The sequence below is a fragment of the Rheinheimera oceanensis genome (genome assembly GCF_018831085.1).
In the GTDB taxonomy this organism is placed as follows: Bacteria; Pseudomonadota; Gammaproteobacteria; order Enterobacterales; family Alteromonadaceae; genus Alishewanella; species Alishewanella oceanensis.
In genome coordinates, this window is the sequence record NZ_JAGPNM010000010.1 from 1 (window position 1) to 12,537 (window position 12,537).

A 12,537-nucleotide genomic window follows, 5' to 3' on the forward strand; every position below is an offset into this window, starting at 1 on the left:
GTTTTGCCATTGAACACCTCTTCTAACGTGGTAATCTTACCACCTAAAATGGTGTCCGGTTTTATTAGACCACTACATTGAGCTTGTTCATGCCGCTTTCTTAATGCATATAGAGAATGATGGCTTACCTTCAGATCCCATATCACACAAATCTCAAACCCAAGCGGCAGAAAAAATTGGTAGAAAAACTTTGTCTGAATTAGAAGGGTTGAGTGTAGATGGAGGGAAGTTAACAAAGTTAGTTTTGAGTCTTGGACGGATATTTCAGGTTATGGCAGCAGACGGCTCAGGCCACGCTCCAGAAGTGAATCAGTTCTATATTAAGCAAGACAGCTTTGAAACTGAAAAACAAACTTTGGTAAATAATATATTGAACCAATCCGTAATGCATCTGGCTCTAGTTAGGTCGCCAGGAACAAAATTAATGTCTGAAACCGACACTGCAGAATATGACTATAGATTGCATCCGATTTTTGCTCCCCTTTTCGTATTTAGTTACAGGAAAAAGCGTAAGTTCTCATTAGCTGGCCGGCAGCTCATAGACCTAATTGAAAAACCCAAAGAAACTATCGGTGCAGTACTGGCACAAAGCGACAGGACCGATGATGAAGTTCTCCCCGACCAACTTCAACTTTTCGGATCTTTCTATGAGGGAAACTAAAGAACTCGTTGTCTATACGGAGACCTATGAAAATGCTTCTCAATTTCGACCTAAAGAAAATAGTATTTTCATATTTGGTTCTTCAAGCGAAGATCGAGCAGGTCACATAGATTCGTGGCGAGCAACAGCAGAGAGCGTCACTTTTAAAGAGATCCATTCAGAAAGTAATATTAATTTCTTTCTAAAGGGTGAATTAAACCCATACTCATTGCGTTCTGATGGTGATCTTAGTCGATTCTTTTCAACGCCAGACTCATATGATGTTGTATATCTCGATATTACTGGATTAACTCACTCTGTCTGGGCTGGACTGCTTAAAAAAGCCATTTTGTCGAAGCTACATGTGATAGTAATTTATGTTGAGCCGGATAGCTATTTACGGAGTTCTGCCCCCGTTGAAGGCCAAATATATGACCTAAGCTCTCGTATTCAGGGGATTTCTCCGTTACCAGGATTCGCAGTTCTATCGTCTCGAGGAAACGCTGACTTTACATTTGTACCGTTACTGGGATTTGAAGGGACTCGTTTGAGATTTATGATTGAGCAAGTACAACCTGGTCATGAAAGAATAACTCCAGTTATAGGTTCTCCAGGATTCAAACCATGGTATGTTTTTGAAACCTACCTTGGCAATAAATCCGCTTTGACTGAAACAGATGCATGGCAATCGGCTAGGTACGCTCCAGCTAACTGTCCGTTTAGCTGCTTTTATCTTTTGGAAGAAATATCAGAAAGCTCAGAAGCAAACGCTTTGAAAATCGCCCTGATCGGCACTAAACCACATGCACTAGGGGCAGTACTGTTTTCTATGTCATCGCAAAAACCTACGGAACTAGTGCACGATCATCCAATTCGGAAAACCGGCCGAACAGATGGTATGGCAAGGCTTCTAGCTTACAACGTATCATTTCTGTTTGATGAAAACTCTGGCATCTATAAACGTGCTCAGTTGACAACAAGCCGACGGCGTTAAATTAAATGATAGATGTACATTACACGCCAGCTAGCTTAGCTGAGGCAATGTTAGAAGCTCTACCAATCGATTTTCAACCTGCAACGATAGCTGACTTTTCTGCAGGAGAAGGGGCTCTACTTATTCAGGCGCAGAGAAAATGGAGAAATGCTGTCATATATGCAAATGACATTTGTCAGAATGGTGCCTGCAAACTGTTAAAATCAAATCCTAACTGGGTTGTATCATGCACAGACTTTCTTTCTAAAACGTCACATACAGATACTGAGTTTTCTGTTCATAAAAACGGTATTGATCTAATTCTGCTCAATCCACCATTTAGCGAGAGACGTAGAGGACGATTCGAAAGTGATTGGTTTTCAAAAGAAAAGTGGTCAGCTGGTCTGGCGACAACATTTGTTTTCTTATCACTCAAATATCTATCAAAAAATGGTTGTATGATCGCCATCGTTCCTGACGGCAGTTTGACAAGCATGAGGGACAAAAAAGGGTGGGAATTAATTTCAAGTAAGCATGTAGTCGAGGTGTTAAAGGAAAACCCAGTGAACTCATTCAAAGGGGCCGCAGCTAAAACTTCAATTATTATGATAAAAAAGAGGACTTCTAATGATTCAGTAAATGAAGTCACTAAATTCAATACTTCTAAATCTGAACGTAAAATTACGGTTCTACGCGGCAATGTTCAAATGCATAAGGTTGTAACCATTGATGCTGGGTTTAAACTAATTCACACATCAAATCTTTCTCTAGGTGAAGTTTTAGATGAAAATGCCCCAATGGTATCCAAAGGGTTAAGAGTGATTGGACCAGCAATTTTGTTTCCGAGAGTTGGTCAAGCTTCTCGGCAAAAAATATCCATACTGAGAGAGGGTTGTGAAGTTGTCCTTTCAGACTGCGTACTCGCTGTTGTATGCAAAAGCTCTGATTCTGCAAATTATTTAAAGGACAAAATTTTGGATAAATGGAGTGAATTTTTCAAATTGTATAGAGGGACAGGAGCCCCCTACATAACCATTGAGCGAGCATCACTTTTTCTTAACTCCCTTACATGATATTGGATACTCTCACTGCCCAAGCTGCTACTCGATTCTGGCCGAGTCGTCCCTACTGCCAAGGTAGGGACGACTCGGAGAGTCGCTACGCAAGGCCATTGCTCATGATGCCTTGCAACAGAACCTGCTGTTAAAAAAGCTGGGGCCATATCAGGGATACAAATTTTTTGTTGAAATACCTGATCGATGTGTTATCTTTTTGCTCGTAAACCGCTCGCTAAGAGCAAAAGTAAAAAGGGCGCATTATCTGCTGCCCGCAATACGCTTCTGAGGCGCTACATTCGTAGCAACGGGTCTAAAAGACCAAACTCCAATGTAATCAAAACCACCGTAGTCTGGTATTGCCTTCAACAGAAGCCAACCAGCTCAGCTTGTGTTGCTTTAGATCAGTCAGCCCTTGTGTCGATTCGACAACATACCCGGTTGCGACCGTGTATGTGGCTTTAAAACTCACCTTATTTGGCAGATGCCCCCTGATCTTTGGTTTTGATTTTTCTCTTGCTGAAAAGCACTTTCAAATCCACCAAATAGAGGAAAAAGCATGAGCCAATTAGGTTATCGTTTAAATCAGATGGTCAATATTCATCATAAAGAAAGCAGTTACAGCACCCGAAATAGCCGCGGTAACATTTTGGATTTGGCAGCCAAACAACTTTTGGAAGGCGGCTTTAAATTGCGAGATCCAAGCGGCTTAAAAACCAAGCACATTGATTACCTGGTGTCGAAATGGCAACAAGACGGTATTGCCGACAAAACAATGAAAAACAGGCTGGCGGCAATTCGCTGGCTAGCAGATAAGATAGGCAAACGTAATATTGTTGCCCGGGATAATGACGATTATGGCATTGCCACGATCCGCAACAACCCTGTAGGCAAGTCTAAGCAGCTAGATAATGACAAGCATAGCAAAATAAAATGTGAATTTATAAAGCTGTCACTGCGTTTGCAGCAGGAGTTTGGTTTGCGTCGGGAAGAAGCTATAAAATTCAATGTTTCCTACGCTTGGCAAAATAATCATATCCGGCTTAAAGGTTCGTGGACCAAAGGTGGTAAGTACCGTGAGGTTCACATAACGACTCAGTCACAACTGGATCTGCTAAAAAATATCAGTGTCATAACCAAAGCCGCTCTTATACCGGCAACATCCAATTATGCCCAACAGCTCGGGCTATATGAGCGCGAAACCGTCCGGGTTGGTCTAAACAAGAACCATGGCTTACGCCATCATTACGCTCGGCAACGTTATCTGGAGCTGACTGGCTGGCAATGTCCGGCAAATGATGGTCCTAAACGTAAAACTTTGAGTGCTGAACAGCATGCAATTGATACTGCTGCCAGATTGCAGATTAGCAAAGACCTGGGACATGAGCGACTATCCATCACCTATGCTTACTTGGGCAGTTGACCAATTACCAAGTAGTTTTATCAGCCTGAGAATTTGGCATGCCAAATTTCCAGGCTATTTATCCACAACGGAATTTTAAATTATGTCTGAAGCATCGTTTGATAAGCATTTTCACATCGAAGACTTAGCAGTAGCCAAAAGGTTTGTGGAGGATTTGAACAATCCGCAAAAAGTCCGCTATACGAAACGCAATTTGGACGTCGAAGACAAGAAGGGGGTTAAGCTTTTACAGCTTAAATTAGAAACCTTACCCGCTAAAAAAGCTTAGAGCGTTCCTGATAAAGGAATTTGGCATGCCAAATTAATACTCTCCGACATCAGTGGCCTTGCCATCAACAAGAACCCATTTATAGTAAAAGTCTCTAAAATTACGCGGAATTTTGATAAAACCTTGTCCAATCTCGATAAGAGGCGTCTCGACAATACCAAGAGCTTTTAATGCACCTATTAGCTCCCAATTTTTAGATCTTGCTGTATCCTTCTCAAAAAATGGTGGAAAATACTTATAAACCTTGAGTTCAACATCTATTAATCCAGAACTGTTATCGAGCACCCCCAGAACAATCTCCTCAACCCCATCTGAGTCGATATCGGCCTGAGCAATAAAGTACCTATTGGACGACAAGGGTGCTTTGTACTCTTCAGCAGTCTCATAACCCAGACTAAAACAATGCTCAAGCCGGGTACTGCTTCCATTGTGAAAATAGACCTGAAAGGCAATATCACTTTGTTCAAAATAGCCACATGCAACTTTTGGGTAATTAGCAAAAGATTGCTTTACAAGATTTAACTTTACGCCTTTGCCGTTGCACAGGTCATCAAAAGCAAATTCAACCGCATTAAGTTTTGATGACCCTGTTAGGAAACTAAATTTTCTTTTATTCAGTTTTAAGTGCTCAAACCATGGCAAAAATTCACTTCTGACCAGAGGAACGATGCCAGTCATAGCGGCAATAAAGACGATAAGTGGTTCCAGATTAATATCGGGAAAAATGAGCCATGTCAGAGCTGCAAGAATAACAACGATTGAAAGCCAAAAAGGGAGGGTTAAACGTTTCAATTAATGTCCTTCAAAATTTGGCATGCCAAATTTTTAGCAACTTGCCTTCCAGTCCATAATAACACTCGCCAGTTCTTCCTCAAGACAATAAAAATAGGCTGTTGGAACGCCCAGCACCTGGCTCAATGCAATAACGGTTTTGAAGTCAGGCGCATGCACCCCGCGCTCATACTGGTTCATTCGCGCAGACGCGACAAAGCGATCCATCCCGGCAAGAATGCCGAGCTGCTTTTGCGACAGGCCACGCATTATGCGGGCTTGTTTCAGGCGCGTTGGGAAGGGCGAACCGTCAGTATTATTCACAGTGTGAGATATTGGCTATTGAAAACTAAGATTTTCTTAGCTTTAATAGCAGCTAGATACTAAGGAATACTTAGCGCTCTGAGATTCAGGCTGCCGAATATTAAAGAAGTGAGAATATGAAGATATCAGTAGTAGCTCTAACCTGTGCTGTAGCCCTTGCTTGTAGCGGCTGCGTTACCGTAACAAACGGCAACGGCGACAAGTACGAGCTGTCGACAAACGGTCTGAACAAGCTTAATTCTAACGAGAGCAAAGCTGTTGCCAGCGCTAACACTCAAGCGTCAGCAATCTGCAATGGCACAGCTCGGCTTGAGCAACTAAAGCAAAACTCTGAGTTTCACGATGCTGCTTATGTCGGTTATCACCTCGAGGGCAGCAAGCCAGTTATCTCTTTGGAGCAGTTTATTCAGAGTAAAACTGAGAAATTTAAAGAGTTCGAACGGGCTAGACGGCAGCAGGCGTTCAAAGCCTATTACAGCGAAAAACAGCACCGGGGCACTTACTACGTGGCTGGGCTGGCAGAGCTGGGCGAGTATGATTTCACTACGAAGTCCTTCCCTATCACCTTTTACAATCAGTTTGAAATAACGCTGGATGGCCAAGGCGCGCATATATACTCAGTTCAAACCGACCGCTTCGACACTGTGGCTGTGCCAGCTGAGCACGCAGAGGCTTTCCTAAAGCACATCACCAAAGCACGCCCAGGCCGGATGGAGATCGAACCTGAGTTGGCCTTAGCCCTTAGCGCCACAGGAAATAAGAACACCAGCAGCAAAAGGCGTATCCGCTACTACGCATCGTTTAACGATGTGACAACCAATGGCAACCAGCTGGTACTCAAGCCAGATACGGTGCTACTTGAAAACACTGCTGGCGATTGCAGCTCGGTCATAACGCCGACCAAAGGCTAATTTATTCATTAAAAATTTGGCATGCCAAATTCCCATAGAAGGTACGCATTGTGTTAGGTAAAGTATTAAAAGTGACAGGCTTGGTAGCTCTTGGAACATTAGATGTTCTTTTATCTGGGTCAGAGGACAGCGACAGTGATCAGCTGGACATGCTGGATGACGGTATGGGTAATGTTATTGCTGATGGCGAACATATGAGCCGGTCAGAAGCCGAAGACGCTCAGGCTCTGGGCCAGATGTACGATACCTTTTACTGAATTTCCTGTAATAGGAATTTGGCATGCCAAATTTTATAACTTACTAAGAGCTGGCTAAATACATTAAGGTTGTTTATGAGTGCTGAACAACATATCAGATAATGTCATATTAAATAATGGGTTATCGTCAACAATTTCTTTCTGAAGTCGCCCCCACAGAGGCTTTAACTGTTTTCGGATTGCCTGCGACTGCATTATTTTTGCAGCACGATAACCATAAGTAACAAAATTGCGATTGCTGAGATGGGAGTAACGTTCATAAAGCTTGTGTTTAAATAATCTGGTAACTTCCTTCCCTGCAATAATCTCCCTGTAGTTAGCCTTACGTTGGGTTTTTTTAGCCAGGCGAACGCCTGATTTCATTCGGCCCGAAAATTTTGCCAAAGCTGCTGAGCGAATTAATTTATGCTGCCCATCAAAAATAAAACCAAGGTACTGTAATGGCTTATTTGATTGCATCACGGAACCAAATGGCCAAAAATCACGGATCTCAGTTTTTTTAGGGTTAATATCTAGTTTTACTTTGGCAATCTCAGCCATTACAGCCTTTTCAACCAAATCTTTATAAGCCGTCGGGACGATAAATAACATGTCGTCGCAGTATCTGTAGTAACAGCCATCGTACTGTTCAGCGATATTCTTAGCTGCAACATCAAACGTCAGCATATAAATATTCGATAAAAGAGCGCTAATAGGAGAACCTTGTGGTACCCCCTTTGAATCCGCATTTACCTGAATCAACTTATCCGCACGAATAACGCGACGGAACACTTCTGGCTCACATATCTTAAAGCGACCATTTTTGGGATTATTCTTCGCTATTTTTAATCGCTCATATACCGTATCACGGCATACTTTCGAAAATCGGGTAATTGAGCGGAATACATTGAAATGATCATTTGGGAGCTTGTCGGCCCCTAAAAGGTAACACCAATGCTCTTTTAATATTTGATGATCTAAGTTGTCGAAAAAACCGGTGATATCAAGTGCTATGGCGCTGCATGATCGACGCTTTTTAATTTCCTCAAAAGCGTCATTAGCAAAATTGATATTACTTTTACCCAAGGCCCGAAATGCAATTACGTTCTTATCTAGACCTCTTTCCTTTAGAGCGACCTCATATTTAGCAGACAATAGTCTGGAATAATATGAATAGATATGGGAATCAAGATGGCCAGCATAAGCTATGGGGCGTTGTTTTACTTTCTTTTCAACTTCACCTTGGTCATTCTTAACAACCTTGAAGCTTTCGATGGTGTAATGTACCAAAGGAAAAAAAGCATGTGTGGCAACACTATTGGTATTTGTAACAATTGCAGTCGCTTTTTTTAAACCGATTGGTGCATCAAAGTGGATATACCCCCGCATTCGATACCAATCATGTTTTTTTACCATCAGCTAATCCTTGCTGCTCAGTGCAAAACCTGGAAAGGTAAGGGATTGTGGCCTTCCAATTCCCGATCCAGGCTTAACAAACGTATTTTATTACGCATTCACAGCGCTAGGCGCTGGGCCACGAATGTCAGTTATGATGTATAATATCATAGTGTCAGGAGTGTTCGACGTGAGTCTATTAACCGCCTGCTGTAGCTTCAAGAAGCGCCTGTTCCAGTTCATGGTTCAGGTAGCCCTTGACAGCTTGTGATACACCTCAGTCCCTAAAAAACTGAGCGAATTGATATTATTACCTTATTTAGTAACATTCAAGATCAACTAACCTCTAAATAACACTCTGATAGAAAATACACGTTTTATCTTCTGCTATTTCCCCAGTAATCACTACCCAATGGTTCTCATTAGACAACGGAAAAGTAGTTCTTGATACTACATAGGGGTTCTGCGGGATAATGCAGACAACGCCACTATTAAGTTGCCAATTGCGCTATTTTAAATGCAATTTATTTGTAAATATTGAGTTATAAAATAACTTTGTGTATGCTGCCAAAAGTTATGAGATACAAGGAAGTTAAAAATGAGCTGGATACATACTGGTAAGACGCAGGCGTTTAATTACACTGGCCTGGATAAAAATATGGCACAGGAACATGGCATTCGGCTACCAGCTCAATACTTTGTCAATAAATGGCAGCTCACTCATCAGGCATTGTTAATGCTGGCCAGCCTTAATGACTATGACCAGCAGCAAGTAATGAAAGAGATTGAGTATGTTACCCGTTACCCAAGCACTACCTACTCTACCAAGCACAGCTTAAATCCGTTCCGGCGCATCTACCGCACCCGGTATCCGTTTCGTTGTTACCACTACCTGATTGAATACCGCACAGCAGCCAATGGCCAGGTGGTGATTGATGACATACTGTTTGACCAATCGCTGCAAGGTGCTAAAGCCGGCAATGCGGCGGCAGAGCGGACCATGCTTTATCAGGTTAAGCGTAAAAACCTAAGCAACTACACCGGCCCGGCATCGCAAGGCGACATTAACAGTTTGCAAGATGCCTGGGATGAAGGAAAACCTGTGCATCAGGTAATTACTGAGCATGCTGCTGTGAATGGCATGCAGAACGATCAGCGAAAAGCAGCCTGGTTGATGGGAGCACATGCTCATGCTGCCTATCAGAGCGACGGTATTAGCGCGTATACCCTGTTTCATAATCCAAGCGATGGCTGGAAGCTGGATCTGGCTGAGTGCGTATTCGATAAAGCCAGTCGTTCCAAGTCACATAACGCCCAGCATTTAGCCGCGGTACTTGCGCAGGTACAACAGCAGGGCAAGAGCGTAAAATGGGTAGTACACAGCCAGGGGGCAATAGTGTTTAATGCCGCCTTGCTGCATTACCGTCGGCATTACGGCGGCCAATTACACCAGCAACAGTTAACTATTCATGGCAGTGGCGCAAACGTTAGTAAATTAACGCAAATTGCCAACGGGCTGGGTATTAAGATCGTGGCAGTAAGAAACAACCCGTTTGATGTAGTGCCAAACATAGCCGGTGGCAACGATTTGTCAGCCAGCAGCTTGTGCCGTAGCATTAAATTCTGTGGTCTGGTATTTGGTAAAGACTCCGAACCCGGCGTAAGCCCACATACGTTGCCATACTTGGGCATAGAGACATATAAACAACAGCTGTTAATGTTTGGTCAGCATAAAAAGGCTGATCAAGTACAAAAGTACATTAATAAACATGCAGGAAAGGTAAGCTAATGCAGCCTCTAAAAAACTGGTGGCAGGGGTTCGCTGGTGGACCCGATTTCAACCGGCTGCAAAAGCTTAGCTTTTTGCTGGAAGAGTTTTCTCTTCAGCTCACACTGCCTTACTCCAATATTGGCTCTGCCGAGCCACCAAAGCAGGTTAATTACCCGTTTCGCTCTGTAGGCTGGTTTGAGCAACACCAGCAACAGAAAGATCAGCACAAATTTGTCCCGATTCATACTGAGGGTTGGTGCTACTTAGCGCCTCTGCTACGTTTTGATGGCGGCGAGTACGGCTGGTTATGGTTAAACGTCTGGCTAAAGAAAGTGCCAGAGGGTATTGATGCACTCGACCGCCAAGCGTTAGCCCAGCATGTTATTAACGAGCATGATCAGCACTACAACTCTGCTGCAGTTGGCGCAGAAGGTGAATATGGCCTTGGCCGCAATACCGAAATTGAGTCAGAGTTGAAAGAATATGCGGAGCTTCGCGCATCCAGAGGTTCGCCATTCACTGAAGAGCGCTACCGCGACGAGCTACAAGGCCGGATCAACAATTATGGCTACCCATCGCTACAACCAGCAAAACTAATTACCCTGCAAGGCTTTGAATGGGTGTTTTATCAGGAAAAGTACGATAGGCACCCAACCCGAACAGACTTTTACTGCCTACCCCTTAGCAGCAAGTTTTACCTGGTAATAGGCTTTAAGCACCGGGTTGACAACGCCGGCGAGAAATCCTGGCAGAAAGATGCTGAGAATGCCCAGCAAAAAATTATTCAAACAATCAATATTTCAATGACGCGAGATGTTGCATTACCAAAGTTACAACTACAGCAATGACGAGTATATCAAGTTCAGTTGTTACGGGTGAGTAAAAACCTTTTAGTGCTTTCATACTCGTAGTTTGCCCTACTATAACCGTCATTTTTATAACGCTTTTGCCGGATAGCATTGCGCAGTTTCTGGATGTCAGCAAGGCCAAGCGTAGCCGCCATGATGCCGTCAACATCGACACATACACGATCTACCGCATCCAGGTATTCCTGATCGCGTAGCTCCAGCATAGCTTTTTCCAACGTCAGTGCAGCTTGCAGGAGTTTGACCCGGTTTTTGCCCTTGGTGGTGGTATCACTACTGTTAGCACGGCGTGAGACAGTAAACACCAGCAGGTACTCAATGACATACTCCAGATCCTGAACGTCTATTTTCGTTGATGCTATTCGTGCCACAACCCACCTTTTAAAAAACGTTATTTAGATAACGGTTTTAATTTAGTGTTCTAACATAAAGAGCAAAATCGGTAGCACTGAGAAAATAAAAAACGCCAGTATTCTCAAACTAATTGATGATTTTTCTAGTGTGTGTAAAAAGCCACTAGTCTGCTCTCGTGAAGACATTAGGAACGCCATATACCAAAGCGAAAAATTTAAAAGAATGATTTGAACCGCAAAAAATATTACGCCCAGCCCTGTCAACCACATCTTCCACTGCTCCATATTTAAAGAAAAAAATGACGTGATGACCTGACCAAATAGAAGCCCGAAAGAAAGCCCACCAATTGCGTATGTGTTGATCAAAACCTGACTCGCGCTCTTAGCAATGAATTCTGAGCGTGGAAACAAAAATGACAAACCCACCAACGTTAAAGCAAGCGCACCTATAACATTCCATAAGTGAGGCCCAATCCCTTCAGATATAGCCTTTTCTAAATAGGCAGACGGCAACTTCTCTTTGAAAATGTGAGTGCACAACACCAAAATCATGGCTGGTACAGCCCACCATAAAAATGTTGCAGCCCCATTCTTAACAATATCTGGAGACCACATTTGCCCTCTGAACACAACAGCTTGACTGTTAACAAAACTTCTAATTTTTTGCATGGATAGCGGACCCTTTAAATATTGAAATAACGATTTGAAATTGAAAATATTGGCTCATTCCCAATCATATAGCGATATCACCCTATTGCAGAAGTATTTGCACTTTCCCAACGGGTAAATATCTACGCCCCGCTTTAAGCGACCATGCTTTGCAGCGAAAGCTCAGAAGTGCCGGTGTTTCAACTGCTTGGGGAAAGGCGAACTGTCATTAGCTTCATTCTTTGCCAATAAAGCTTGAAAGCTAAGATATTCTTAGTTTAAATGAAACTTTAATACTAAGAATTTCTTATCTTAAAATTTGGCATGCCAAATTCTTTTTTAAGGAACTTAGCTTACCGATTGGTAATCCTGGAGAGTACATGAACACTGACGATCTTTATCAGATATCAGAGTTAAAACCATTTATACCGGCTATTATCGAGTTACAAAACCGCATTGCTGGCATCGAAAAATACCGCGAACCGCTTGGCTTTGAGCTGGCGGAATCTTATGAGACTGAAGAGCAACTGTTTCACGATTTGTTCAGGCAAAAAGCCTTTGCTTTCCAGGTTAGCAACGAACGAGAAGAGTGTTGGGACATTCTGATTGAAACCTTCAGTCAGTTTGCTGCGCGGAGCGTAGACCTGACCTTTGCTGCCAAAGGCAATAGCCCAGAGCGCTTACAAGCAATCAGCCGGTGGCTGATCCTGCTCTGTGACTGGAACCAGACAGGCATTGTAAACACCACTAAGCACTGACCATTTGCCTGATTTGATAACGAAATGATTTGGCATGCCAAATTTTTTTGGCTCATGAAGAACTTTTGTACCTATAAATTGTAAAACCCCCAAAAATTGACCCTACCTTTTCCCTGAAATAATACTGCTCTTCAGTTACGTTGAT

General features: G+C 42.9%; 15 protein-coding genes. 10 read left to right on the forward strand and 5 right to left on the reverse strand.

Annotation, left to right across the window (positions count from 1 at the left end):
- Window positions 1–76 precede the first annotated feature (76 nt).
- From J3B89_RS17685 to J3B89_RS17705, 5 genes are all read left to right on the forward strand, one after another.
- Window positions 77–661, forward strand: a complete 585-nt coding sequence (locus J3B89_RS17685) for an ORC-CDC6 family AAA ATPase (protein WP_433915375.1) — start codon at window positions 77–79, stop codon at window positions 659–661.
- Window positions 648–1,634 carry a hypothetical protein gene (locus tag J3B89_RS17690; protein WP_215399083.1) on the forward strand — a complete coding sequence of 329 codons (987 nt, stop codon included), beginning with the start codon at window positions 648–650 and terminating at the stop codon, window positions 1,632–1,634. The genes J3B89_RS17685 and J3B89_RS17690 overlap by 14 nt, the downstream gene beginning before the upstream one ends.
- A 5-nt stretch (window positions 1,635–1,639) precedes the next feature.
- Complete coding sequence (locus J3B89_RS17695) at window positions 1,640–2,686, forward strand: N-6 DNA methylase (RefSeq protein WP_215399082.1); 1,047 nt, start codon at window positions 1,640–1,642, stop codon at window positions 2,684–2,686.
- 541 nt (window positions 2,687–3,227) lie between these two features.
- A complete protein-coding gene (locus J3B89_RS17700; RefSeq protein WP_215399081.1) occupies window positions 3,228–4,091 on the forward strand; it encodes a phage integrase N-terminal domain-containing protein in 864 nt (287 codons plus the stop codon).
- A gap of 82 nt (window positions 4,092–4,173) precedes the next feature.
- On the forward strand, window positions 4,174–4,359 hold the full coding sequence (locus J3B89_RS17705; RefSeq protein ID WP_215399080.1) for a hypothetical protein: 186 nt from the start codon (window positions 4,174–4,176) through the stop codon (window positions 4,357–4,359).
- A gap of 33 nt (window positions 4,360–4,392) precedes the next feature.
- Here the strand turns inward: J3B89_RS17705 and J3B89_RS17710 are convergent, their stop codons facing one another.
- Complete coding sequence (locus tag J3B89_RS17710; RefSeq protein ID WP_215399079.1) at window positions 4,393–5,151, reverse strand: hypothetical protein; 759 nt, start codon at window positions 5,149–5,151, stop codon at window positions 4,393–4,395.
- Window positions 5,152–5,184: 33 nt separating this feature from the next.
- Entirely contained in the window at window positions 5,185–5,454 is a 270-nt protein-coding gene (locus J3B89_RS17715) for a helix-turn-helix domain-containing protein (RefSeq protein ID WP_349814236.1), read from the reverse strand.
- Window positions 5,455–5,570: 116 nt separating this feature from the next.
- Here J3B89_RS17715 and J3B89_RS17720 point away from each other — a divergent pair, with 116 nt between their 5' ends.
- Together J3B89_RS17720 and J3B89_RS17725 are read left to right on the forward strand one after the other, a co-directional pair.
- Entirely contained in the window at window positions 5,571–6,365 is a 795-nt protein-coding gene (locus J3B89_RS17720) for a hypothetical protein (RefSeq protein ID WP_215399077.1), read from the forward strand.
- Window positions 6,366–6,415: 50 nt separating this feature from the next.
- Window positions 6,416–6,622 (forward strand): hypothetical protein, encoded by a 207-nt coding sequence (locus tag J3B89_RS17725; protein WP_215399076.1) that lies wholly within the window; start codon window positions 6,416–6,418, stop codon window positions 6,620–6,622.
- Window positions 6,623–6,685: 63 nt separating this feature from the next.
- On the opposite strand, the gene drt2 is transcribed toward J3B89_RS17725, so the two are convergent.
- Complete coding sequence (gene drt2, locus J3B89_RS17730) at window positions 6,686–8,017, reverse strand: antiviral reverse transcriptase Drt2 (protein WP_215399075.1); 1,332 nt, start codon at window positions 8,015–8,017, stop codon at window positions 6,686–6,688.
- Between the two features lie 577 nt (window positions 8,018–8,594).
- Between drt2 and J3B89_RS17735 the strand changes: the two genes are divergently transcribed.
- Window positions 8,595–9,785: a hypothetical protein gene (locus J3B89_RS17735; protein ID WP_215399074.1), complete on the forward strand. Its 1,191-nt coding sequence runs from the start codon at window positions 8,595–8,597 to the stop codon at window positions 9,783–9,785.
- Window positions 9,785–10,615: a hypothetical protein gene (locus tag J3B89_RS17740; RefSeq protein WP_215399073.1), complete on the forward strand. Its 831-nt coding sequence runs from the start codon at window positions 9,785–9,787 to the stop codon at window positions 10,613–10,615. Before J3B89_RS17735 ends, J3B89_RS17740 begins: the two co-directional genes overlap by 1 nt.
- Window positions 10,616–10,629: 14 nt before the next feature.
- Here the strand turns inward: J3B89_RS17740 and J3B89_RS17745 are convergent, their stop codons facing one another.
- Window positions 10,630–11,004: a hypothetical protein gene (locus J3B89_RS17745; RefSeq protein WP_215399072.1), complete on the reverse strand. Its 375-nt coding sequence runs from the start codon at window positions 11,002–11,004 to the stop codon at window positions 10,630–10,632.
- A gap of 42 nt (window positions 11,005–11,046) precedes the next feature.
- On the reverse strand, window positions 11,047–11,655 hold the full coding sequence (locus J3B89_RS17750; RefSeq protein WP_215399071.1) for a hypothetical protein: 609 nt from the start codon (window positions 11,653–11,655) through the stop codon (window positions 11,047–11,049).
- A 359-nt stretch (window positions 11,656–12,014) separates the two neighbouring features.
- Between J3B89_RS17750 and J3B89_RS17755 the strand changes: the two genes are divergently transcribed.
- Window positions 12,015–12,392: a hypothetical protein gene (locus J3B89_RS17755; RefSeq protein ID WP_215399070.1), complete on the forward strand. Its 378-nt coding sequence runs from the start codon at window positions 12,015–12,017 to the stop codon at window positions 12,390–12,392.
- Window positions 12,393–12,537: the final 145 nt, after the last annotated feature.